Here is a 24,653-nt window from a genome sequence, read left to right as displayed (position 1 = left end):
ATTTTCCAGCCAAACTGGTCCGTGCGGTCACCGATCAACTAGTGCAAACAAAACAGAAAAAGAAAAAACGGGCCTGGATGGCCAGCATCGCCGGCATCGCGGCTATGTTGGCCCTATCGTTGCTGATCCATTTCGCTTCACTCTTTGACCATCCCAACATTGTAAAGGCGATGGAAAAAGCCTTTCAAGACGTCAACGCCTACCATGGATTTTTGGAAATTGTCGAAACGAATGCCCAAGGCAAGACGACCACACAAGCCAAATTGGAAATTTGGGCCGACAAACACGGACGCTATTATATACAAGAACTGGAAGGTTCAAACAAAGGGCTGATTACCGTCAATAACGGGCAAACGAAATGGCAGATCCGGCCTTCCGAAAAACAAGTTCATCGATTTCCTGCCTTCCCTGATCCGTATCGTTTTGCCTTTGAACTCGGAAACGAAATCAAAGGGATCAAACAGGCCATATCAACGAACATCATCGGGGAAGAGAAGGCAGCCAACCGTCCATCTTGGATTGTCGAAGTCACCCCACAAGGAGGGGAGCCTTATCGGATATGGATTGATAAGGAAACCCGTCTTCCGTTGCAAAAACAATATGCAATGCAGCATGGGATCCAATACAAAATGACGTACACGAAAATCGAATGGAACCACGCTATCCCTGAAAAACTGCTGACCTACCATGTGCCAAAAGGGTTTCAAGAAGTCAACCAAAACTCGGAACAAATCGTCACCAACATCGATGAAGCAAAGGAGGCTGTCGGATTTCTGCCTGATACGGTCAGCCAAATCCCGTCTGGATATGTCCAAGACCGCATCGCGATCATACCGGACAAAAAACTGGTCAAACTCTATTACCGGGCACTGGACAAAGAGATTGTCATCATCCAAGGAAAAGCCATCGGCGAATGGAAACTTGCCCCAACCGCGATGGTCGGGAAAATTCATCACCAAACTGCTGAAATTCAGTCGCCGGTTGTAGAAGAATCAGGCGTGATCGGAGCAGGAGGACCATATGCCGGCCTGACGGACCTCCATTCGATTCGCTGGCGGCAAAACGGGTTTGAATACGCCGTTATCGGCCATGCCTCTTTGGGGGACTTGATCGCATTCACCAAAGAGCTGACAAACGGAGCCTTTGAAATGCCGACACATAAAGATCCATTCCCATTCAAGCCGAAGGTGGAAGTTCCTGTTGACTTGGAACGGGAGAAAAATGATCAAAAAACGTCGATGCTGGAAGTTCGCCTTGGAAATTGGATCCTTTGTTTGTGGCTCAAATATTTGTCAGCCTGCAAATGTCCCCTGGAGGCATTACTGGAGATTACCCGATTCACTATGAAGACTTGCGCATTATCCAAAACAACGGGAAGGAGGCCATCGTAGAAGTGGACGCCCACAACACTCCAATCAAGCGAGTATATTTGAAACGGCTGATCCGGCAAGACGCGACGGGAATATGGACGGTGGTGGGATATGATCCTGCTCCATAATGTTCACAGAGATGAATACTGATCTCCACTATCTGCGTCATGAAAAAGGAGAACGGTCATCCCCTTGTTCTCCTTTTTCTTCGTTATTCCCATAGAGTAGTGAAATCCTCGTCAATGGCACGGTCATTGTAGCTGATGCCGGATGGACGGCGTATTGACGCGCCGCCCCCTTCCGCTTTTCCGGTTAGGGGAGAGAGGCACCTTTTGAAGACGAAATCGAAAAGAAAAAGCCGCCCCAACAGGCTTCGTTCCCCGTCGGGACCGGCTTTTTTCCTTTTGTCAGCCGCGAACCATTTGGTACACATGCATTACCAAAGCAACGATCGCTGCCACTCCAACAAACGACACCAAATACAAAATCGGCGACCCCGTGTGGCCAAACACCACTTCATTTTGCAGCATGGCCGCTTTCTCCCAAGCATTCTCCACATCGGGCTTGTAAAGCTTCGTTTTCCAATACCCTATGCCGATGGTTGATGCCAAATACACGACATGAACGATGATCGAAATGACGAAAGCGTGAATAACGGTTTTCATGAACATCCCCTTCTCACCTTTCGGAAATATGGACGGTCCTCCATTGGAGGCGTCGGCGCAAATGTCCATCCATTGCATCCGCATTCCGATACGATCTTCTATCATTTTATCATACAAGTTGCGCAAAACCATCCCCTGCATATTTCCGAATCGTTCCTTTTGATCAAACGTTCAATCCCCCAAAAGAGGGGATATTCACAGACGCTTGATTGAAGTAAGCTTAACTGTAGCATCGCTTTTCTCCATCCCATCAAGCACATGATGGGTGTGAAACGCCAATAACAAATGAATGAACATTCATTCTGTTGTGGTATAATGGTAACAACATCCTCACACCAATAAGGAGGCCCGTTCGCCATGCTGATCGAGAAAGTGATCAAAAAACGGTTTGAAACGGAAGTGGTTCAAAACGTGCATATCGCCAAAGGAACGGCGACGTTTCAAGGCGTCCGCCTCACCGTCCGCTGCTTTGTCATCGATGGGGTGCTGATTGACACCGGCGCCAAATCAATGGAGCACGAATTCACCTCGTTTTTTCAACACCAAGACATCGATCAAGTCGTCATCACCCACTATCACGAAGACCATACCGGCTGCGCGGCATTTTTGCAGCGAAAGATGGGCCTGCCCATCTACATGCACGAACTGATGATCCATTATTGCCAGCAAAAGGCGGACTATCCGCTATACCGAAAAGTGTTTTGGGGCAAGCGCGATCCATTCACCGCCAAGCCGATCGGCACGACGTTTTCCTCGCGAAGCGCAACGTGGGACGTCATCCCGACGCCAGGTCATTCCATCGATCATGTGGCGTTTTTGAACCGCGAAACGGGGCAATTGTTCAGCGGCGACTTGTACTGTCAGGAGAAAACGAAAGTCATCTTGCGCGAGGAAAACATCCCGGCGATCATCGCCTCCTTGCAACGCACGTTGACATACGATTTCGGCGACGTCTTCTGCGCCCATGCCGGCTATCTCCCAAACGGGCGCGAGGCCTTGCAGCGAAAACTCGATTACTTGCTTGAACTTCAAGGCAACATCATCGATTTATACGAAAAAGGCATGCCGCCGAAACAAATTCAAGAAACGCTTTTCCCGAAAAAATATCCGATCGTCTTTTTTTCGGCGAAGGAGTGGGACTCCCTTCACATTGTCCGGTCGGTCATTCAAGAATATCAAGCGAAACGGGCAAGCTGAAGCGGACGCTTCCCGGAAATGGCCATAGACCATTAGGGCAAGCCTATATTCCGTTTTCTTCCATTTCAAATGAAAAATTACTATCTTCGCCAGCAACGGGACAAATTAAGAAAAAACGAAAGGATGGGTCCCGTCGATGAACGAAACACCGCGCGTCAAGCTGCACGGGTTCAACAACTTGACGAAATCGCTCAGCTTCAATATGTACGATATTTGCTATACGAAAACGGCGAAGGAGCGGGAGGCGTATATCGAATACATTGACGACGTGTACAATGCCGAACGGCTGACGAATCTTTTAAAACGTGTCGCCGACATGATCGGCGCCCATGTGTTAAACATCGCCAAACAAGATTACGTTCCGCAGGGCGCGAGCGTGACGATGCTCGTTTCCGAGGGGCCGGTCGTCGAGGTGCCCGAAGATGACGGCCCTTTGCCGGAGGCGGTGGTGCTTTCCCTTGACAAAAGCCATATCACCGTCCATACATACCCAGAATATCACCCGAATGACGGAATCAGCACGTTCCGCGCCGATATTGATGTCGTCACATGCGGGGAAATTTCGCCGCTCAAAGCGCTCGACTATTTGATTCATTCATTTGACGCCGACATTATGATCATCGACTACCGCGTGCGCGGATTTACGCGCGACATTCACGGATACAAGCTGTTTATCGACCATGACATTACGTCGATTCAAGATTATATCCCGGAGCACATTCGCGAAAAGTACGATATGATCGACGTAAACATTTACCAAGAGAATATTTTTCACACAAAATGCAAGTTGAAACAGTTTGACTTGGACAACTACTTGTTTGGCTATGCAAAAGAGGATTTGAGCGAACAAGAAGCGAATGAAACAACCGCCAAGCTGAGAAGGGAAATGGATGAGATCTTTTACGGAAAAAATATGCCGAACACCGTTTGACGCGGGCGCCTTTTTGACGCCTGCCGGCTTTCGGGCCGGCCCACACCGGTTCCCGATTGGCGCCGTCTATGGTATGCTAGTAGAAAAAAGGAAAAGGTGTTCATGAATGAAGTACATCATCGTCGGAGCCGGCATTTTAGGGGCCTCGACCGCTTACCATTTGGCCAAGGAAGGCGCAAACGTGATCATCATCGACCGCGGCGACAAAGGGCAGGCGACCGGTGCGGCGGCGGGGATTGTCTGCCCTTGGCTGTCGCAGCGCCGCAACCAAAAATGGTACCGATTGGCCAAAAACGGAGCGAAGTTTTACCCCTCCCTCATCGAAGAACTGCAAGCGCTCGGGGAAACGGACACCGGTTATGCGCGCGTCGGGGCGCTTTGCCTGCATACAGACGAACAGAAACTGGAACAAATGGAGGAGCGCGCTCGCAAACGGCGCGAAGACGCGCCGGAAATGGGAGAGATCGTGCGGCTTCATCCCCATGAGGCGAAGGAGCTGTTTCCGCCGCTTGGCGGTGAGCATCATGCCCTATATGTGAGCGGCGCCGCCCGAGTGAACGGCCGGGCGGTGCGGGACGCCCTCACAAACGCGGCCCAAAAGCTTGGCGCCGCCTACATCCGCGGAAACGCCCAGATCCTGTTTGAAGGCTCCCGCGTCATCGGCGTGGAAGTCAATGGAGCGAAATACACGGCCGAAGCGGTCATCGTCACAGCCGGCGCATGGGCTGGCGAACTGCTTGAGCCGCTGGGCGTTCGGTTTGCCGTCACTCCGCAAAAAGGACAAATCGTTCATCTCGAATGGTTGGCAGGCGAGACTGGCCGATGGCCGGTCGTCATGCCGCCGAACAATCAGTATATGCTCGCCTTCCCTAGAGGGCGAATCATCATCGGAACGACCCATGAAGATGAAGCGGGGATGGATGTCCGCGCCACCGCCGGCGGCATCCACGAAATACTGGACAAAGCGCTCGCCGTCGCACCAGGGCTGTCGGCGTGCACCTACGTGGAAACACGGGTCGGGTTTCGCCCGCGCACGCCTGGATTTCTCCCTGTCTTCGGGTCGCTTCCCGGTTTTACCGGACTTTACGCAGCCAACGGCCTTGGCTCTTCCGGGCTCACCGTCGGGCCATATTTAGGCGCAGAGCTTGCCAAGCTTGTGCTCGGCCGCCCGACCGAACTTGATTCGTTCGACTACAACGTCGCCGAGGCCATCATCCCGCTTTCCTGACGCTGCCGCACGGTGCAACACTAGCACTCCCACCCGATGCCCAACTGCCGCGTTCAGCGGCCAGCGCCGGCTGCGGGCTTGCCCCATGCAGGCCCGCAGCCCGTTTAGCTGTTTTGTCCTTCGTATTTTTTCAACTGTTCCGTCAGCTGTTGAAACAACGCCATATCTTTTCGGTCAAGCGCCTGGTCAATTTGCATTTTCAACACCGACAGTTCATGACGTTTCAGCGCCTCATCCAACACTTGCTCGGCCGCCTTCGCCATTTTCTCATGCCGCTCGTGCCGTCTGACATTTTCAAACGCTTGGTGATCAATAAGCCGAAGGTACGAAAAATTCCTTGCCTTTCCTGGAAAATGGAGCGTCAAATAGAGCGGCTCGTTCGGATGCAGCGCCAAATCACCCATAATCGAGGCAAGACTCGTGCTTTTTTGACCGCGCCGATAAAAGACGAGCCCTTCCTCTTCCGCCATCGCAGTCGAAATGATCAGCCACCGCGCCTGCTTTTGCTCGGTTTCCGTAAAATGGACGTTCTCAAGCAAATGGGGGTGTTGAAGCAAGTATTGCAGCACAAATCGGGCATCGGGATGCTTCAAACGATGCTGCTGCAAAAACGTTGTTAAGAACTGCCGCTTTTCTGAATAGGACACCCATCTCGTCATAGCCTCACCCCCTTCAACTGCTTCTCCATGGAAGATAACAGCGGCCGCAGCGCAAGATCGTCTCAACAAGCCTCGATGATCCATTGCTATTCCATTCACGTCTTTGTTTTCCAGTATACTTGATTGCGCCCCGCCGTGCATCTGAAAACCGCAGGGCAAGGCCCCTTTCATTCCGACACCAAGCGGCAAACGAAATAGAAAAACAGCCGCCCTTCATTTCCAGGCGGCTGCTCCTTCTAAGCAACGGGCTCTCGGCTTTCCTTTCCATTGCTCAAACCTATAAGCCTACGCCAACTGCATCGCAAAGTGGCCGTTCAATCCGAGCGCTTCCGCTGTAGACGCTTGCACTTGCCGCAAAAGCGATTCGTTTTTCATCAATGATTCACCGTAGGACGGAATCATTTCTTTCACTTTCGGCCCCCATTCTTTCATCCGTTCCGGGAAGCATTTCTCAATCACTTCCAACATCACATGAACCGCCGTCGATGCGCCTGGCGAAGCGCCGAGCAACGCCGCGATCGAGCCATCGGCCGCATGAACGACTTCCGTGCCAAACTGCAGCGTTCCTTTGCCGCCAGCTTCCGTGTCTTTGATCACTTGCACGCGCTGACCCGCCACGACGATGTCCCACTCGTCGCTTTTCGCCGTCGGGACGAATTCCCGCAGCTCTTGCATGCGCTGTTCTTTCGACAACAGCACTTGCTGGATTAAATAGTTGGTCAAGGACATATTTTTCACGCCCGCCGCCAAGATCGTCAATACGTTATGCGGCTTGATCGAGGTGAACAAGTCGAGCATCGAGCCGTTTTTCAAAAACTTCGGCGAAAACCCGGCAAATGGCCCAAACAGCAGCATCTTTTGATTGTCGATAAACCGCGTGTCCAAATGCGGCACCGACATCGGCGGCGCGCCGACTTTCGCTTTGCCGTACACTTTCGCATGGTGCTGCTCGACGACCTCGGGATTGTTGCACACCATAAACAACCCGCTCACCGGGAAGCCGCCGATTCCCTTCCCTTCCGGAATGCCGGACTTTTGCAACAGATGGAGGCTGCCTCCCCCGGCGCCGATGAAGACGAACTTGGCCGCATGAAGCTCCACCGTGCCCGTGTCCAAATTCCGCACTTTCAGCTCCCATAAACCGTCGCTTGTCCGTTTGATATCCTCGACATGATGGCGGTAGCGGATCTCCACGTTCTTCCGTTTCAAATGTTCAAACAGTTGACGCGTCAACGCCCCGAAGTTCACGTCCGTTCCCGATTCGATCCGCGTCGCCGCGATCGGCTCGTCCACCACCCGCCCTTCCATCATGAGCGGCACCCATTCGGCCAGCTTCTTCGGATCATCTGTGAACTCCATCCCTTTAAACAGCGGATTGGCCGCCATCGTTTCGTGGCGCTTTTTCAAAAACGCCACATTGTCTTCCCCTTGCACAAAGCTCATATGCGGCAGCGGACGGACGAAATCTTTCGGGTCACGAAGAATACCGCTGTTGACTAAATAAGCCCAAAACTGCAAGGAGACGTAAAACTGCTCATTGATTTTAATCGCTTTGCCGATGTCGATCGACCCATCGGCCTTCTCAACCGTATAGTTCAACTCACACAGCGCCGCATGCCCCGTCCCGGCGTTGTTCCACTCGTTGGAGCTTTCCGCTCCTGCCTCTTCCAGTCTTTCAAAGACGACAATGTCCCACTCGGGCGCCAATTCCTTGAGCAGCGTCCCCAACGTCGCGCTCATAATGCCCGCGCCGATTAAGATGACATCCGTTTTTCCTTGTTTGTTGCCCATGTTTACCATCCCTATCCTCTCATATTTGTAAAAACGGTGAGCGACCGCTCGAAACGATTTCAGCACTCCCCCTCGCCGCTTGGGGGAGATGACAAGAAATATTATAACACATTTAACTTATAGTATATCACTTTTATTCACACTAAAAAAATATACTTATATAATAAAGTATTTTACTCCACAATTATGGTATCAATAGTGGAAACCTACGCTCACCTACATATTTAATTTTACAAAATAGTTGAATATTTCGCCACCATCTGTGGAGAAAAAATGAAGAAATTTTGAACTTTAGGGATGGGCATGCACCGCCTTCTCATAAGATGTCATCAAACTTGGAAGCGGATTTGGCTGTTGGCTGAACGAGCCCTTCCAATAGCGGCGACGGTTCATGTTGATAAAATATTTTCAACTCATGCTGGGCGCGGGTGACCAGAACATAAAGGAGACGGGCATGCAAATCGTCATTAGGAAAATGTTCTCCATTCACGTTGGCCAGCATCACCGCATCAAATTCCATTCCTTTGCTATGGCAAATACTCATCGAACACCATGACCGGCTGCATCTGCGATTCGTATCGTTCCTTTATTCCTTCGACAAACCAGTCAAGCAGCCGCATAAAAGACAACGAACCTTTGAACTCAATTCGTTTTCGCTCTAGTTCATCATCATCAAACAAAACGCTTTCAAAATACCAGTGATGCGACCGATCAAGCTGGCCCTTCGGCAAGAAAGGCAAAATCATCAAGGCCAGCTGTTGAAACGTCATTTGTTGAATGCCCTCTAAATTCAAATTCTTGCCGATAATTCCCCAGCATCTCTTCAATCGTTCTTTTCATCTCTTCGCGAAACTCTTTTGGCTTGATCACCTCCAAATATTGCGCCTGGCTTAGCAGCCACATTTTGATACCGCGCCCGTATACTTCAGCCTCAATGACAAAAGCATCTCCATCTTTCCCTATAACTTTCGCGGTAGGAAGACGGTCCAAAATCGCCTGCAAAGACGAACCCCAAAAGCGGAAGGTGATTTTTATCAATTCCCCAGCATGCATAAATTGCACCCGTTTCCGAAACTCCCCCTCTTCAAAACGATTTTTGTAATCATAGTGAAAATGTTCGTCAGTTATCGTATAGCGGACAATACGGTCAATGCGATAAATCGTTGGAAAGTCAAAATCATAATCTTCCGGAAAGGCAATCAAGTAAAAGTAATAGTCGGAAAAAATAATGCCTACCGGTTTGACTTTCCGGGCAACGGGGGCATCGCTCCCTTCCTTTTTGTAGTCGATTAAAACAATGCGTTTCGTATGTACAGCGCTGCTTAACTCCCAAATGATTTCAATAAGCGGTTGGTTATGCTGCAAAGGAACATAGTGAAAACGTTCATTTTGGATCACTTCCTGAATAAACCGTTGATTTTGCGGATGGGATTGAAAAATGAGTTTTTTCAATATTCGATCCATCTCTTCCTTTGGCAGCGAACGACTTTCCAGCAGTATTTTAGAGACAACCAAAATTTCTTTGTTTGTCAACCATCCTTCTTCGTCCTTCTTCAGCACATAACCATTTTTCTTCCGATCATACTCCAATTCCATTAAACCTTGGAACATCTCGGCAATGTACGCACGCAACTCATCGAGATCACGCTGAATGGTTTTTTCGTTGACGCTAAACCGTTCCGCCTCCCTCTTTTTTGAAATCGCCTCCCCTTTGCGAAGCCTCTCATAAATGGATAGAACCCGCAATGACTTTGGGTGCTGATCATCCACGCTCATCCCCCCATTGTACTGTCGAAACGCCGATCAGCCCAAATTACTATAATAATCCTAAAATGGTCCCATTATGAATCCCCAACAATATATTACCATCTCCACTTGGACATTATATGTACTTCAAAAAAATTTTGCATTCTCTTTAACTTCCCTCCGAAAGAAGTCTCCTACTTCTAAACGTGAAGGTGCGCCAGCACCAGTGAAAGTGGGAGATGAATTTCGGTTGGCGTTAGCCAACGAATAGGATAGAATATGGCTAGAACGGACACCTTCGGAACGAAGGGAAGCGTAAAGGGTTCTTGTGTGTGGCTTACCGTTCAGCGAACACACACAAGTCGCTTGAAGCCCCACCTCTAAGCGAAGCGTAGGTGGTGGGTAGTTCACAGATATTCCACTACTAACATTGTCATTCAGCATGATGCGCAAGGAGAAGGGCGAAAAAGAAAGGTTGAACGAGTGAACATTTCCAAGGGCAAATAGGAGTTCTGAAAAAAGCGGATCGTGATCCATCCACCTTATTAAGAACGGGAGGCTTCCAGAAACTTGGTCAACAAAAACAAAAGCAGCCAATTATGCATTACGCACAACTGGCTGCTTGTTCTTTGCCTAGCAGCGACCTACTCTTGCAGGGGCGCTGGCCCCAACTACCATCGGCGCTGGAGGGCTTAACTTCCGTGTTCGGGATGGGAACGGGTGTTTCCCCTCCGCCATAGCCACTAGGCAATGATGATCATCTTGGACAGTAATTATTATATCCATCCTGTTGGATTTGTCAACAGGATGTTCATTCCCTCAAAACTAGATAACCGTTGGAAGAAGCCGCTCATAGGTCAAGCCCTCGATCGATTAGTATCCGTCAGCTCCACGTGTCGCCACGCTTCCACCTCGGACCTATCGACCTCGTCATCTTCGAGGGATCTTACCCGCCTGACGCGGTGGGAAATCTCATCTTGAGGGGGGCTTCACGCTTAGATGCTTTCAGCGCTTATCCCGTCCGCACATAGCTACCCAGCGGTGCCCCTGGCGGGACAACTGGTACACCAGCGGTGCGTCCATCCCGGTCCTCTCGTACTAAGGACAGCTCCTCTCAAATTTCCTGCGCCCGCGACGGATAGGGACCGAACTGTCTCACGACGTTCTGAACCCAGCTCGCGTACCGCTTTAATGGGCGAACAGCCCAACCCTTGGGACCGACTACAGCCCCAGGATGCGATGAGCCGACATCGAGGTGCCAAACCTCCCCGTCGATGTGGACTCTTGGGGGAGATCAGCCTGTTATCCCCGGGGTAGCTTTTATCCGTTGAGCGATGGCCCTTCCATGCGGAACCACCGGATCACTAAGCCCGACTTTCGTCCCTGCTCGACCTGTCCGTCTCGCAGTCAAGCTCCCTTGTGCCTTTGCACTCTCCGAATGATTTCCAACCATTCTGAGGGAACCTTTGGGCGCCTCCGTTACCTTTTGGGAGGCGACCGCCCCAGTCAAACTGCCCGCCTGACACTGTCTCCCACCCCGCTAAGGGGTGCGGGTTAGAACTTCAATACCGCCAGGGTGGTATCCCACCGCCGCCTCCACCGAAGCTGGCGCTCCGGCTTCCCAGGCTCCCACCTATCCTGTACAAGCGATACCAAAATTCCATATCAGGCTGCAGTAAAGCTCCACGGGGTCTTTCCGTCCTGTCGCGGGTAACCTGCATCTTCACAGGTAGTATAATTTCACCGGGTCTCTCGTTGAGACAGCGCCCAAGTCGTTACACCTTTCGTGCGGGTCGGAACTTACCCGACAAGGAATTTCGCTACCTTAGGACCGTTATAGTTACGGCCGCCGTTTACTGGGGCTTCGGTTCGCACCTTCGCTTCCGCTAAGCGCTCCCCTTAACCTTCCAGCACCGGGCAGGTGTCAGCCCCTATACGTCGCCTTTCGGCTTCGCAGAGACCTGTGTTTTTGATAAACAGTCGCTTGGGCCTTTTCACTGCGGCTCGTTCGGGCTCTTCACCCAAACGAGCACCCCTTCTCCCGAAGTTACGGGGTCATTTTGCCGAGTTCCTTAACGAGAGTTCTCCCGCGCGCCTTAGGATTCTCTCCTCGCCTACCTGTGTCGGTTTGCGGTACGGGCACCTCTTCCCTCGCTAGAGGCTTTTCTTGGCAGTGTGAAATCGGGGACTTCCGGATGACTCCGTCGCCATCACCGCTTGGCCTTACAATCCGCGGATTTGCCTACGGATCAGCCTTGCGGCTTGGACAGGCTCTTCCAGCCGCCTGCTCGCCCTATCCTCCTGCGTCCCCCCATCGCTCAAACGGGAAGGAGGTGGTACAGGAATCTCAACCTGTTGTCCATCACCTACGCCTTTCGGCCTCGGCTTAGGTCCCGACTAACCCTGAGCGGACGAACCTTCCTCAGGAACCCTTAGGCTTTCGGCGCAGAGGATTCTCACCTCTGTTTTCGCTACTCATACCGGCATTCTCACTTCTAAGCGCTCCACCAGTCCTTCCGGTCTGGCTTCAACGCCCTTAGAACGCTCCCCTACCGATGACCAACGGTCATCCCGCAGCTTCGGCGGCACGTTTAGCCCCGGTACATTTTCGGCGCAGAGTCACTCGACCAGTGAGCTATTACGCACTCTTTAAATGGTGGCTGCTTCTAAGCCAACATCCTGGTTGTCTTTGCAACTCCACATCCTTTTCCACTGAACGTGCACTTTGGGGCCTTAGCTGGCGATCTGGGCTGTTTCCCTCTCGACCACGGATCTTATCACTCGCAGTCTGACTCCCGGGCATAAGTCGTTGGCATTCGGAGTTTGACTGGGTTCGGTAACCCGATGAGGGCCCCTAGCCCAATCAGTGCTCTACCTCCAACACTCTCCATCCCGAGGCTAGCCCTAAAGCTATTTCGGGGAGAACCAGCTATCTCCAAGTTCGATTGGCATTTCACCCCTACCCACACCTCATCCCCGCACTTTTCAACGTGCGTGGGTTCGGGCCTCCAGCCGGTGTTACCCGGCCTTCACCCTGGACATGGGTAGATCACCTGGTTTCGGGTCGACGACGACGTACTTTTCGCCCTGTTCAGACTCGCTTTCGCTGCGGCTCCGCCTCTTCGGCTTAACCTCGCACGCCATCGTCACTCGCCGGTTCATTCTACAAAAGGCACGCCATCACGCATGAACGCGCTCTGACTACTTGTAGGCACACGGTTTCAGGTTCTCTTTCACTCCCCTTCCGGGGTGCTTTTCACCTTTCCCTCACGGTACTGGTGCACTATCGGTCACTAGGGAGTATTTAGCCTTGGGAGATGGTCCTCCCTGCTTCCGACGGGATTTCCCGTGTCCCGCCGTACTCAGGATCCGCTCGGGAGGGAACGAAGTTTCGACTACAGGGCTGTCACCTTCTCTGGCCGGCCGTTCCAGACCGGTTCGTCTACCCCGTTCCTTTCTCACTCCCACAATGAGCGGTCCTACAACCCCAAGAGGCACGCCTCTTGGTTTGGGCTGTTCCCGTTTCGCTCGCCGCTACTCAGGGAATCGCGTTTGCTTTCTTCTCCTCCGGGTACTAAGATGTTTCAGTTCCCCGGGTGTGCCCTCCATGCCCTATGGATTCAGGCATGGATACTGCCCCATTACGGACAGTGGGTTCCCCCATTCGGACATCTCCGGATCAACGCTTGCTTACAGCTCCCCGGAGCGTTTCGGCGTTTGCCCCGTCCTTCATCGGCTCCTAGTGCCAAGGCATCCACCGTGCGCCCTTTCTAGCTTAACCTACAGCGCTCTCGGCTTCTTCCTTATTGTCTAGCGTCGGCTCGCCTGCCGCTCTGGGGTCAAATAACCTTCGCCTTCCGGGTGCAAGCACCCTTGCAGGCGAAGAACATTTGCCCATCGCGGCGAACCACGCGAGCCTCCGCTTTTCCGGTTATCTAGTTTTCAAGGAACGAAGTTGCTGCCTTGAACCTGCTTCTTCGCTGGTTTGCGTCGAGGAATCCAGCTTCTCTGAATTCACTTGTAGACGTAGCAGCTGTTGCGAGCCGAGGAATCTTGCTTCCCTGAACCTGCTAGCAGACGCAGGCACAGGCGCTTTTGAAGGAATTTCTCATTCCTTCAAAACTGAACGAAGCGACTGCCTTGAGTCTGCTTCCTTGCAGCTTTGCGCCGAGGAATCCATCTTCCTTGAATCTGCTAGAAGACGCAGGCGCAAAACAAGTGAAGGAATTTCTCATTCCCTCAAAACTGAACGAAACGAGAAGCGCTGATGTATCGACAGGTTGGCCATTGCGGCCTCCGCTTTTCGTCCTTAGAAAGGAGGTGATCCAGCCGCACCTTCCGGTACGGCTACCTTGTTACGACTTCACCCCAATCACTTGCCCCACCTTCGGCGGCTGGCTCCCTTGCGGGTTACCTCACCGACTTCGGGTGTTGCAAGCTCTCGTGGTGTGACGGGCGGTGTGTACAAGGCCCGGGAACGTATTCACCGCGGCATGCTGATCCGCGATTACTAGCGATTCCGGCTTCATGCAGGCGAGTTGCAGCCTGCAATCCGAACTGAGAGCGGCTTTTTGGGATTCGCTCCCCCTCGCGGGTTCGCAGCCCTTTGTACCGCCCATTGTAGCACGTGTGTAGCCCAGGTCATAAGGGGCATGATGATTTGACGTCATCCCCACCTTCCTCCGACTTGTCGCCGGCAGTCCCTCTAGAGTGCCCAACCGAATGCTGGCAACTAGAGGCGAGGGTTGCGCTCGTTGCGGGACTTAACCCAACATCTCACGACACGAGCTGACGACAACCATGCACCACCTGTCACCCTGTCCCCCCGAAGGGGGAACGCCCAATCTCTTGGGTTGTCAGGGGATGTCAAGACCTGGTAAGGTTCTTCGCGTTGCTTCGAATTAAACCACATGCTCCACCGCTTGTGCGGGCCCCCGTCAATTCCTTTGAGTTTCAGCCTTGCGGCCGTACTCCCCAGGCGGAGTGCTTATCGCGTTAGCTGCAGCACTAAAGGGTGTGACCCCTCTAACACTTAGCACTCATCGTTTACGGCGTGGACTACCAGGGTATCTAATCCTGTTTGCTCCCCACGCTTTCGCGCCTCAGCGTCAGGTGCAGGCCAGAGAGCCGCCTTCGCCACTGGTGTTCCTCCACATCTCTACGCATTTCACCGCTACACGTGGAATTCCGCTCTCCTCTCCTGCCCTCAAGTCCCCCAGTTTCCAATGACCCTCCACGGTTGAGCCGTGGGCTTTCACATCAGACTTAAGAGACCGCCTGCGCGCGCTTTACGCCCAATAATTCCGGACAACGCTCGCCCCCTACGTATTACCGCGGCTGCTGGCACGTAGTTAGCCGGGGCTTTCTCGTGAGGTACCGTCACCGCGCCGCCCTCTTCGAACGGCGCTCCTTCGTCCCTCACAACAGAGCTTTACGACCCGAAGGCCTTCTTCGCTCACGCGGCGTCGCTCCGTCAGGCTTTCGCCCATTGCGGAAGATTCCCTACTGCTGCCTCCCGTAGGAGTCTGGGCCGTGTCTCAGTCCCAGTGTGGCCGGTCACCCTCTCAGGCCGGCTACGCATCGTCGCCTTGGTGAGCCGTTACCTCACCAACTAGCTAATGCGCCGCGGGCCCATCCGCAAGTGACAGCCCAAAGGCCGCCTTTCAACCGAAGACCATGCGGTCTTCGGTGTTATCCGGTATTAGCTCCGGTTTCCCGGAGTTATCCCGGTCTTGCGGGCAGGTTGCCCACGTGTTACTCACCCGTCCGCCGCTGACCAAACAAGAGCAAGCTCTCGTTCGGTCCGCTCGACTTGCATGTATTAGGCACGCCGCCAGCGTTCGTCCTGAGCCAGGATCAAACTCTCCAAAGAAAGTTGATTGGCTTTTGCTTCGGCCCATGCGGACCTCCGCTTTTCGTCGCGCTTCGTTTCGTTCAGTTTTCAAGGAACAAGCAACTTCTTTCCATAATCTTGAGGAATTCAGCTTTTCTGAATTCGCTCGTGTTTGCAATTCAATTTCTTTAATTAATATAACGATTCCATCCGACGATCGCCAAGTTTCTTAATTACTATCTTGAACAACCTGGCGAATTTAATTATATCAAAAAATCATATTTTGTCAATAAGCATTTTTTAACTTTTGCGTTTTCGTTCTTTGTTGAATGCATTTAGGCCGCTTCTTGTCTACCACCGAAGCGACGTTTTATATAATACTACTTTCATCATTTGAAGTCAACAGTTTTTGTACATGCAATTTCAACCAAAATCAAGCTGCATTCCTCTGTATATCACCACTGTCCCCCGGCATCTGCCCTTGAGCAAATTTCATCTTCCAACTTACCTAAACCTCACATTTCGCACCTTACGACTCACATTTCGCACCCTAACAAGGTCAAAACAAAGGATTTTTTATTTACTGTAGATGAGCAAAATCACTAACATAAATTTACATCGAAACAAAAAAGGAGACATGAACCCGATTCCTTGGTTAGAATAGATGTGCTACCAAACCATTCACAAGGAGGTTCATGTCTCATGAATAGATTAGCACATCATCAAGGAATTCACAAGTTTTTCACGATGTTGGGGTTGACCCTTTATTTTTGTAACTATTCACCCCAGTGCTAGTGTATAAAAAAGCCCAGCACAAATAGGGCATTTCGGTCATAGAAAATGCCCTAGGTAGCGGAAAGAACTCGATCGATCGTTTCGCCTGCCAACAGAAGACATAACGAATCCCACACGTTTTTTTCGTGTTTCGTCAGTGTGGAAACGATGCTTCTTGCGATGCAAAACGACTGCGCGAATGTTTCTTCGCGAAACGTACCCGAAATGTTCTCTTTGACTTTGACCATGCGAAGATCGCGTTCGGCTTGGTTGTTGTCAAAGGGAACATGCACTTCACGTAAGAAACGCAGCGCTTCTTCCTTTCGTTTTTGAAGGCGTCGAACAAAAGCGAGTGCTTTTTTCGGAAGAGGCGTCGTCGTTTCCAATCGGTGTTGTGCTCTTTCTAGGATGCGATCATACACTCGTTCCCATCGTTTCGCTTCTTCTTCGGAAAGCGCACCGTGATGGGCTTCGACGGCTTGTTTGGCGGCTAACAGAAACGTGGTCATGCGCGCTGCCCATGTATGCCCTTGTTCGGTGAAACCCCTCAATTCACGCAAATGATGGACGTGACAAAGGGCATGGGTGGCTTGTGTGTATTTCGGATACGTACCGAACCCATCATGCATCATCGTTCCTTGATATCGGGGAAGAATCCCGATATCATCGGTCGCTTTCTTTCCACGAGAAACGTGAGGAGCCAAGTACGTATATTTCGATGTACACGCGACATGCACCCATGCGAGTTTCCCATTGATGCGCAAACTCGTTTCATCGACATGCAGGATGTTGGATTCAAGTAAGGCGTCTTCGATGATGTCCATATTCGATTCTAGCGCTTCGCGTCCTCGTTTCACCATATTGGCAAGAGTTCCCGTACTAATCGAGTGTTGATATAACGCTTCGATTGTATCACTTAAACGCTTGTAAGGGATCAATTGGATATGATGCAAATAAACAACGAGCGCCGTGAGACGTGGACCGTATTGCACATGATTCGTGACATGTGGTGGAAACTCCGCTTGTTGAACACATCGACAATGTGGACAGGATTTCACTTCACGTTCATGTTGTGTCACCTCGATCGGCACAGGAGGGAGATCGAACACTTGACGGATATCGACTTTGAACGGTTTGACTTCACGCAAAGAAGCCCCACATCCTTGACACGTATGCACACGGTGGACGATGCGATGATGTGGATGTTCCACTTGACGGAGCGTCGTTCCTTGATGCCCTTCTTGTCCGCCTGGCTTGTTGCCAGATGGTTGACGAGAAGAACGTGTGTTGGCAAAATGGTCAGAAGATGGGGGCAAATGGCTATTGGAGCTGTTTTTTTTCGTGCGTGCTTCCAGCTCTTGAACGCGATACTTCAGTTGTTCATTTTCTTTGCGTAGTTGTTTGTTTTCGTGACGCAAATGTTCATTTTCTTGAACGAGTTGATGAATGAGCTGTTTTTGTTGTTGAACTTTGCTGATTAAGCTCTCAACTGTAAATACAGCTTGTTGTACCGTCAACACGCGATTCACCTCCTTGTCTATCAGTATTCACATCATAGACAAGGAAAGAAGAAAATATTCAGCTCACTTTATGATGTGGCTGAATAGTTACCCGCGATCCAGATGTGTCCATAAAAATATACTAGCATCACATCTTTTATTAAAGTTTTGGTTCATCGCTCGATTTTTATATTTAATTACAAAATTAACATATACTCCCATAACAAAAAAATTCGTCACCATCGAAAGGATGAAAACGAATTCTGTCGAAGTATCTCCTTGCAACTGGGGTCAACAAGGCTGATGCACCTTACAAAGTTAACGCTTGGATAAACTTCTCTCATCTTGATCATACTGCTCCTAAGCACTCGATCGGAAAAGGAACGGAAAAGGAACAAACCCAGGATGAGACGACTCACCATTACGAATGACCGTGGATGGACATCACGAAAACTTTGCCAAGAAGAATGAAAAATCAAAAAGGCCTCGCTGGTCAACGTGTCATGGCGGTTCGTCTCGTGATGGAAGGATATTTGGGCAAAGATGTTGCTGCCATGCTCAACCTGTGCCGCCAAACCGTCGTTTTTTTATGTTTCCTTATTCAATCTTCTGTTGGACCGAAAAAGCCCACTGGGACGGGTTCCGTTCTTAATGAAAAAACAACAACAAGAACTAAAACAAACGATCTTAACCCGTATACCCGCCGAACTCGGTTGGGATCCCGCCTCTTCCTAGAATATCTGGATTTATCTATAAGAAATATGGTTAGGGAGGATTTCAATGCAAAATATAATTTATAGACCTAGTATTTTACTTCTAATTATATTCTTTATTTCCTTAATAGTTACTAAATTATTTCCATCATTAGCATCGACTATTTTCGATATATGGATTTTGGGTATCTGTTTGATTATTGCTATTTTTTTGCACGAATTAGGGCATGTGATCTTTGGGGTATTATGTAAGTTTAATTTCCATTTTCTTACTTTTGGTCCCTTTTTAATTGAAAAAGTGCAAGGAAAATTAAAAATACGTGAAAATAAACATTGGATTTATTTCGGTGGAGTTTCTTTTATGACCCCTACTGTTGAAACTTTTTCTAAAATAAAAGCAAAATGGGGATTGTTTTTGTTTGGAGGCCCTTTTTTTAGTTTTATAGCATTTCTTATATTTTTCATGATTGGGAAGATTTATAAAAACGATTTTATGCTATGGTGTTCTCTTTTAAACATTGTTATATTTATAGCTACCTCATTTCCAATTGTAAAAGGGGAAGCAACCGATGGAGGAAATATATTTTTATTACTTAAAGACAAGGAACAAACGTTTTTACATACTGTAGATGAGCAAATTCACTGACATAAATTGACAACTAAACAAAAAAGGAGACATGAACCCGATTCCTTGGTTAGAATAGATGTACCACCAACTATCCACAAGGAGGTTCATGTCTCATGAATAGATTAGCACATCACCAAGGAATCCACAAGTTTTTCTTCACGCTGGGGTTGACGCTGCAGCTTTCCAAACCGGTCATCAAGCATCTCATTCATATTGTCGATGCCTTGACCACCAAGGGATTCTCGGGAACATTGACTGATATTCATTACTGGAGCTTTCATCCGAATCATCGAACGACGCTCCGTCACTTTTTCACGAAAAGCCCTTGGAACGAGGAAAGGCTGCTTGGGAAGCTTCAAGAGTGGATCCTTTCCCAGGTCGAACGACTGGCCAAACGGAAGAATCAACCCCTTTTTGTTTCGATTGATGATACGATTTGCCAAAAAACAAAGCCTTCGTCACGGGCTGTGCACGCCATTCAAGGGTGCGACTGGCACTACTCGCATAAAGATCATCAATCGGTCTGGGGGCATTCGCTCGTTTGGCTGATGGTGCACACCTTCACGCAGGCGTTCCCATTTGCGTTCCGCCTGTATGACAAGAAAGCGGGAAAAAGCAAGATCGACCTGGCGATCGAGATGCTTTCCTCGCTCAAGGTGAAGCGGGCTCAGCGGGTGTATGTGCTCATGGATTCGTGGCATCCGTCCAAAAAGCTCATTGAAGCCTGCTTGAAACAGGGATTCCATGTCATCGCGATGCTCAAGACGAACCGGATTCTCTACCCGAAAGGCATCGCCATCCAAGCCAAGCAGTTCGCCCGCTATATCGAGTCCAAAGACACCCGCCTCGTCACGGTGGGGCAGGAGCGTTATCGCGTGTATCGCTATGAGGGGGCCATCCATGGCCTCGATGACGCGGTGGTGCTGCTGGCTTGGAAGGCGGATCAGCCGATGGCGCCGGAACATCTTCATTGCATCTTGAGCACCGACCGGGAACTCGGGGACGAAGACATCTTGCGTTACTATGCTCAGCGTTGGACGATCGAGTGCTTTTTCCGGCAGGCGAAAGATCAACTGAAGCTGGATGGATACCGCGTTCGCCACATTCGGGCGGTGAAACGGTATTGGGCGGTGGTGCTGCTCTCCTGCGTGTACAGCATCGCCGAATCCCGCCAAAACCTCTCCACCGGGCTGGAGCTTCTTCGGTCGCGGAAAGACCACAGCGTCGTCGAGTTCATTTATGACGCTGCAAAGCAAGATATTCCCATTGATGTGATCAAAAAACAGCTCCGTATCGCGTAAGGGGTACCCTGTTTATCTCTCTAACCATGGAAATTATTGTAATGAAAAATGCTCATCTACAGTTACACATATTTTAAAATTTCAAATACTTAGTGAGATGTTTAGTTCAAAAAGACCAATTGAATGGGATAAAGAGTTGATTGAAAAGTGTAAAGAAATAATTAAAGGGAAAAATTCAATTGAAAATCATATGATCTATACATTTCTTTTTTATTATTATTTTGACGCTGGGAATGTTGAACAGATTTTTTTAAGTATACAACCAGTCATAAATGAACCGCTTACAAAGGAAAATAAATTTATCAAAGGGAATTTTAACAGTTTATACATACTCTATAAATTTTTATATGGAAACAGTGAGGAAAACTTAGAAGAAATAGATAAATTATTTAAAGGAGTATCAAAATTAGATTCATATGCCTATAACCGTTCCCTTGCCATAATTAAGTATTTAAAGGGAGATATTAAAGGAGCAAAAAGTTTGATAAACAAATTAGAACATGAATTAAACTATACTAATGGTCAAGGGGTATATCATGTTGAAAAAGATATCTTACAAAAATTGAGGTTAAAAATGATGATATAAACTAGCACATTAGATGATGTATAAAATTTTGTGTAACTCACATTTCGCGCCCTCTCGACAAAAATCGGGAGGATTTTTTTATCTTCATGTCGAATGAATCTTTGAAACACAAGGAAAGCAAAGGAGTTTCTACATCATGAGCGTTCAAATCCGTGCCATTTATGAAAGTTCTTATTTGAATATAATAAGCACCATTTTCAAGGATCTTGGCCTCCCTCGGTTGATTGATCGTCTCGTTCCCGTGGACCCTCAATGCCAAACTCGAGCCAGCGACGTTGTCTGGCTGCTTACCTTGGATATCTTGAGCGGTCGGCAAGCACTCGTTCATTTGGAACGATGGGCGCATGACATCGATTTGCCTAAGCTGATCCGACCAGGACTTTCCCCCTCTTGGTTCAACGACGATGCCATCGCGCGCCATCTCGATCGACTGTACGACGCCAATATCCACGCGGTTCTTTCCGCCTGTCTTGTGCAAATTTACAAGAAAGAAGGAATCCCTCTTCGGGTGTTCCATGCCGATACGACCGATGTATCGGTTTACGGTACGTATGAATCGGCCTCGCCGGATGCCTTGCAGATTACGCATGGCTATAACCGCCATCATCGTTGGCAAAAACAGATCGGCTTCGGACTGGTCGGCAACGAGGACGGCATCCCGTTTTACGGCGATGTGCACGACGGCAACCTGCCTGACAAAACGTGGAATCCGGAGGTGCTGTCCCGTGTCCACGAACAGCTCAAACAAGCCAAGATTGAAGACGAATGGATTTATGTGGCCGATTCCGCCGCGATGACAAAAGACACTCTGGCGCAAACCAAAGCGGCCAACGCCTTTTTGATCACCCGAGGCCCTTCGTCGCTCCGGATCGTCAAACGGGCATTCGCGGAGGCCGATTCGGCCCACATCCCGTGGAGCGACCCCTTTACGCTGGCGGAGAGAAACGGCGCCACGTACCGGGTATGGGAAACATCCTCCACCTATGAAGGCCACCCCGTTCGGCTGATCGTCGTCGAATCGAGTGCGCTCGACCAGCGAAAAGGAAAGACGCTCGAAAAAGAACGAACCAAAGAAGCGGAGCTTCTTCGCGAGGAACAAGCCCATTGGGAGCGCCACCCTTTCTCGTGCCGGGAAGACGCTGAACAAGCCTTGGCGTCCCTCAAGACGTCCCTTCGCCCACGGTTTCATCAGGTCAAGGCCGCGGTCGAAGAGATCGTACGCCCGAAAAAACGGCGCGGACGGCCGAAAAAAGGGGCGGAACCCGAGATGGAGACGCGGTATCTCTTGCGCCTTGACGTCGAATTCGACCAAAACGCGTGGGAACAGGCAAGACGGAAAGCGTCCCGGTTTGTCCTCGTCACGACCGTTCCGGAGGAATGGAAGGGTCAACAAATGGATGCCCAAGAGATCTTGAAGCTATATAAAGGGCAGATCTCGGTGGAAATGAACTTCGCTTTTTTGAAAGACCCTTTTTTCACGGATGAGATTTACGTCAAAAAACCAGAACGGGTCGCAGTATTAGGCTATTTGTTTCTGTTGGCCTTGGCGATTTACCGCGTTTTTCAGCGCCGAGTGCGTCAGTTTATTACTCCAGAACACCCGTTGAAGGGTCCTGGAGGCCGCAAGCTGACCCGACCGACGGGACAGGCGATTTTTCAGCTGTTTCAATATGTGAACGTCGTCCTCCTGGAGCTGCCGGATGGGCGCATCCAACGCTCACTGGATCGCTCCCTTACCCCTGATCAGCGAAGGATTCTGCAGGGATTGGGCATTGGGCATGGATGAGAGCATTTACGTGTAACGTCATACGGAACGACCAGCGATGGTAAAAAAAGGATTGCCATCGCTCGTTGTGTTGGTCAAAAAGTTATTCTGAAAAACTAAATAAAAAATCCTTTGTTTTGACCTTGTTAGGGTGCGAAATGTGAGTTATGATGTGGCTGAATAGTTACGAAAATAAAATTAAGACAAGGGGTATTTTATGTATAATTTTTCTGCTAATAATAACAATAAAGGAAGAATTTTTACTTACAGTTCTTTAATATTATCTATAATCTTCTTTATTTATGCACTAGGTACATTAATAGTAGGGCCAAATGATCACGTTACTTGGTTTAACACATTATATAGAGGCTTCTTAGGGATAATTTTTGGTGCTATTTTTTTAGTAACATTTAGAAGTAATTCGGACAAGAAAATAAAAATTTTTAGAAAAGTTGTGTGGTTAGGTATCGCCTTAGTTACTTTGTTTTTCTTATTTGTCGTTTTTATCTATCTAGTCTTCATATTTGGTTAATGAATACAAATAAAAGCCCCTCTCGACTATGTGAACATATCCCTGTCAAGTAGACAGTGTGAAAAATACCCACCTTCTTCAGCTGCTTGTTAGGATAGTGGAATGAGGAAACGTTGTCAAGGAAAGCACTTGAGAACGTCTCCTTCATTCCACTTCATCGTTGGCAAGCTGAAGAAGGAGACATTCTCAGCCGTTCGTCTGCTAGGCTGCTTGGGCAATTCGGTATTCCACTGGGCTGAGGTAGTCTAGTTTTTTCTGGCACCGTTCATAATTATAAAAATACATGTACTGATCGATCGCCTCGATCATTTCCTCTTCCGTTTCAAAGGTAGGAAGGTCCACCATTTCCGATTTCAAATGCCCGAAAAAATTTTCCATGCAGGGATTCCCTGCCGGTTCACCCATCGATAGTATCCACTTCTTGACACACCGGCCAGTTGGCATAGCCAGGCAATCGGATAGGTGTTGGATAACTCCTGAATGATCGAGAACCGCTCGTTCGGTTTCACCTCCTTGCCAGCTCTCGTAACTTTTTTAAATAATCATTCTCTGCTTTCAGTCTTCGATTCTCTTCCTCTAAACTGCACTCTTTTTTTCGAGGCCTTCCCTTGAATGGAGACTTGGATGTCCCGCGCCGTTCTTCGAGCCCTTTTAGACCATGTTCATGGTAACGTTTTACCCAAAGTCTGATCGTTTTCGTGCAGGGAATCCCTAACTCTTGGCATATCCGCTTATATCCCCATCCTTCTTCGATGTACATCTGGACAGCCCTCCATTTAAACTCCACGGAATAAGTGGTCTTCCCTTTCGGTGTTTGCTTGGTCTCGAACATAAACAAATCCCTCCAGTGTTTTTAATGACAGTATGGGCATTTTCCCAACTGTCTACACTAGAGGGAGTGGATATCAAATACGTTTCCCGGCGGCTGGGGCATAAAGATATTGTAACCACTTTACAAACGTACTCGCACATTTTAGATGAGATGGAGCAAAAAGAGTCTCGGCAAGTTGACCTTGCAATGGAGGAGCTGTACCATGCCAAATAGCCGTGCAAAATTCGTGCAAAATTTTTTCGGATTCTATCTTTTTTTGGGGATTCCTAAAAAATGAAAAATGACCACAAACGCAGTCATATCAAGGGGTTCGGCAATCTCAACCCGAACGAATCGTATGTAGATGGCGGCCCCGAGAGGATTCGAACCTCCGACGCACGGTTTAGGAAACCGACGCTCTATCCACTGAGCTACGGGGCCATATGGCTCTCCTTTTTCATTCTATCCATCTGCGCCTAAAAATTCAATAGCTGATAGACAAACAAAATAGAGAACTCCACCCCCGATCTCTCCAAAGTTCGCTCTTCGTTCCCAGCAATTCAACCGCCGACGGCTTCTTTGCACAACGATCCATCCGCACCGATCGCTCCAATCCGCATCGAT

At 49.4% G+C, this 24,653-nt stretch carries 18 protein-coding genes, 1 tRNA gene, 3 rRNA genes and 1 pseudogene; 10 read left to right on the top strand and 13 right to left on the bottom strand.

Translation table 11 applies throughout. The annotated features are described in order from the left end of the window. The first annotated feature begins 77 nt into the window (after positions 1-77). A complete protein-coding gene (locus ACR1UW_RS08620; protein WP_498932927.1) occupies positions 78-1,391 on the top strand; it encodes a LolA family protein in 1,314 nt (437 codons plus the stop codon). Between the two features lie 386 nt (positions 1,392-1,777). On the opposite strand, the gene ACR1UW_RS08615 is transcribed toward ACR1UW_RS08620, so the two are convergent. Continuing rightward, the gene (locus ACR1UW_RS08615; RefSeq protein WP_193443837.1) at positions 1,778-2,035 is read right to left on the bottom strand and encodes a hypothetical protein; all 258 of its coding nucleotides are present in this window, start codon (positions 2,033-2,035) and stop codon (positions 1,778-1,780) included. A 357-nt stretch (positions 2,036-2,392) separates the two neighbouring features. Here ACR1UW_RS08615 and ACR1UW_RS08610 point away from each other — a divergent pair, with 357 nt between their 5' ends. The 3 genes from ACR1UW_RS08610 (at position 2,393) to ACR1UW_RS08600 (ending at position 5,391) form a co-directional block, all read left to right on the top strand. Next, positions 2,393-3,232: an MBL fold metallo-hydrolase gene (locus ACR1UW_RS08610; RefSeq protein WP_023633976.1), complete on the top strand. Its 840-nt coding sequence runs from the start codon at positions 2,393-2,395 to the stop codon at positions 3,230-3,232. A 136-nt stretch (positions 3,233-3,368) separates the two neighbouring features. Then, entirely contained in the window at positions 3,369-4,163 is a 795-nt protein-coding gene (speD, locus tag ACR1UW_RS08605; protein WP_015374578.1) for an adenosylmethionine decarboxylase, read from the top strand. A gap of 106 nt (positions 4,164-4,269) precedes the next feature. Then, positions 4,270-5,391 carry an NAD(P)/FAD-dependent oxidoreductase gene (locus ACR1UW_RS08600; RefSeq protein WP_033025183.1) on the top strand — a complete coding sequence of 374 codons (1,122 nt, stop codon included), beginning with the start codon at positions 4,270-4,272 and terminating at the stop codon, positions 5,389-5,391. A 104-nt stretch (positions 5,392-5,495) separates the two neighbouring features. On the opposite strand, the gene ACR1UW_RS08595 is transcribed toward ACR1UW_RS08600, so the two are convergent. The 9 genes from ACR1UW_RS08595 to tnpC all read right to left on the bottom strand — a co-directional run bounded on the left by ACR1UW_RS08595 (position 5,496) and on the right by tnpC (position 17,714). Then, on the bottom strand, positions 5,496-6,050 hold the full coding sequence (locus tag ACR1UW_RS08595) for a YpiB family protein (RefSeq protein WP_033010977.1): 555 nt from the start codon (positions 6,048-6,050) through the stop codon (positions 5,496-5,498). A gap of 285 nt (positions 6,051-6,335) precedes the next feature. Then, complete coding sequence (locus ACR1UW_RS08590; RefSeq protein WP_289652233.1) at positions 6,336-7,850, bottom strand: malate:quinone oxidoreductase; 1,515 nt, start codon at positions 7,848-7,850, stop codon at positions 6,336-6,338. A 307-nt stretch (positions 7,851-8,157) separates the two neighbouring features. Then, positions 8,158-8,361 carry an ATP-binding domain-containing protein gene (locus ACR1UW_RS08585; RefSeq protein ID WP_033027907.1) on the bottom strand — a complete coding sequence of 68 codons (204 nt, stop codon included), beginning with the start codon at positions 8,359-8,361 and terminating at the stop codon, positions 8,158-8,160. Between the two features lie 7 nt (positions 8,362-8,368). Next, positions 8,369-8,611, bottom strand: a complete 243-nt coding sequence (locus ACR1UW_RS08580; protein WP_498932923.1) for a hypothetical protein — start codon at positions 8,609-8,611, stop codon at positions 8,369-8,371. Then, positions 8,553-9,611, bottom strand: coding sequence for a helix-turn-helix transcriptional regulator (locus tag ACR1UW_RS08575; RefSeq protein WP_498932921.1), 1,059 nt, complete (start codon positions 9,609-9,611; stop codon positions 8,553-8,555). The genes ACR1UW_RS08580 and ACR1UW_RS08575 overlap by 59 nt, the downstream gene beginning before the upstream one ends. Before the next feature lie 607 nt (positions 9,612-10,218). Then, positions 10,219-10,335 (bottom strand): 5S ribosomal RNA (gene rrf / locus ACR1UW_RS08570). A gap of 105 nt (positions 10,336-10,440) precedes the next feature. Next, positions 10,441-13,368 (bottom strand): 23S ribosomal RNA (locus tag ACR1UW_RS08565). Positions 13,369-13,900: 532 nt separating this feature from the next. Next, positions 13,901-15,459: ribosomal RNA gene (locus ACR1UW_RS08560) — 16S ribosomal RNA — on the bottom strand. The 16S, 23S and 5S rRNA genes sit together here, the layout of an rRNA operon. An 806-nt stretch (positions 15,460-16,265) precedes the next feature. Next, positions 16,266-17,714, bottom strand: a complete 1,449-nt coding sequence (gene tnpC, locus ACR1UW_RS08555) for an IS66 family transposase (protein WP_498932920.1) — start codon at positions 17,712-17,714, stop codon at positions 16,266-16,268. A gap of 416 nt (positions 17,715-18,130) precedes the next feature. On the opposite strand from tnpC, the gene ACR1UW_RS08550 reads away from it, so the two are divergent. From ACR1UW_RS08550 to ACR1UW_RS08530, 5 genes are all read left to right on the top strand, one after another. Then, complete coding sequence (locus ACR1UW_RS08550; RefSeq protein WP_429907985.1) at positions 18,131-18,493, top strand: hypothetical protein; 363 nt, start codon at positions 18,131-18,133, stop codon at positions 18,491-18,493. Further along, on the top strand, positions 18,474-19,052 hold the full coding sequence (locus tag ACR1UW_RS08545) for a site-2 protease family protein (protein ID WP_498932917.1): 579 nt from the start codon (positions 18,474-18,476) through the stop codon (positions 19,050-19,052). Before ACR1UW_RS08550 ends, ACR1UW_RS08545 begins: the two co-directional genes overlap by 20 nt. Positions 19,053-19,147: 95 nt before the next feature. After that, positions 19,148-20,335 carry an IS701 family transposase gene (locus tag ACR1UW_RS08540; RefSeq protein ID WP_498932915.1) on the top strand — a complete coding sequence of 396 codons (1,188 nt, stop codon included), beginning with the start codon at positions 19,148-19,150 and terminating at the stop codon, positions 20,333-20,335. 136 nt (positions 20,336-20,471) lie between these two features. After that, positions 20,472-20,921: a hypothetical protein gene (locus tag ACR1UW_RS08535; RefSeq protein WP_498932913.1), complete on the top strand. Its 450-nt coding sequence runs from the start codon at positions 20,472-20,474 to the stop codon at positions 20,919-20,921. A gap of 136 nt (positions 20,922-21,057) precedes the next feature. Further along, entirely contained in the window at positions 21,058-22,707 is a 1,650-nt protein-coding gene (locus ACR1UW_RS08530) for an IS1634 family transposase (protein WP_498932911.1), read from the top strand. 712 nt (positions 22,708-23,419) lie between these two features. Here the strand turns inward: ACR1UW_RS08530 and ACR1UW_RS08525 are convergent. Both ACR1UW_RS08525 and ACR1UW_RS08520 read right to left on the bottom strand, forming a co-directional pair. Further along, entirely contained in the window at positions 23,420-23,623 is a 204-nt protein-coding gene (locus ACR1UW_RS08525) for an IS3 family transposase (protein ID WP_223813659.1), read from the bottom strand. 100 nt (positions 23,624-23,723) lie between these two features. Further along, positions 23,724-24,050 carry a transposase gene (locus ACR1UW_RS08520; protein ID WP_011229672.1) on the bottom strand — a complete coding sequence of 109 codons (327 nt, stop codon included), beginning with the start codon at positions 24,048-24,050 and terminating at the stop codon, positions 23,724-23,726. A gap of 63 nt (positions 24,051-24,113) precedes the next feature. On the opposite strand from ACR1UW_RS08520, the pseudogene ACR1UW_RS08515 reads away from it, so the two are divergent. Next, positions 24,114-24,263: pseudogene (locus ACR1UW_RS08515) on the top strand (site-specific integrase); the annotation flags it as partial. 131 nt (positions 24,264-24,394) lie between these two features. Here ACR1UW_RS08515 and ACR1UW_RS08510 read toward each other — a convergent pair. Next, positions 24,395-24,470 (bottom strand) — tRNA-Arg (locus ACR1UW_RS08510). Positions 24,471-24,653 lie beyond the last annotated feature (183 nt).

Origin of the sequence: Geobacillus lituanicus, assembly GCF_050994965.1 — a bacterium.
Classification (GTDB): Bacteria; Bacillota; Bacilli; order Bacillales; family Anoxybacillaceae; genus Geobacillus; species Geobacillus stearothermophilus.
The sequence above is the reverse complement of the archived record's forward strand: the minus strand, read 5'-3'. Positions and strand labels throughout refer to the sequence as shown.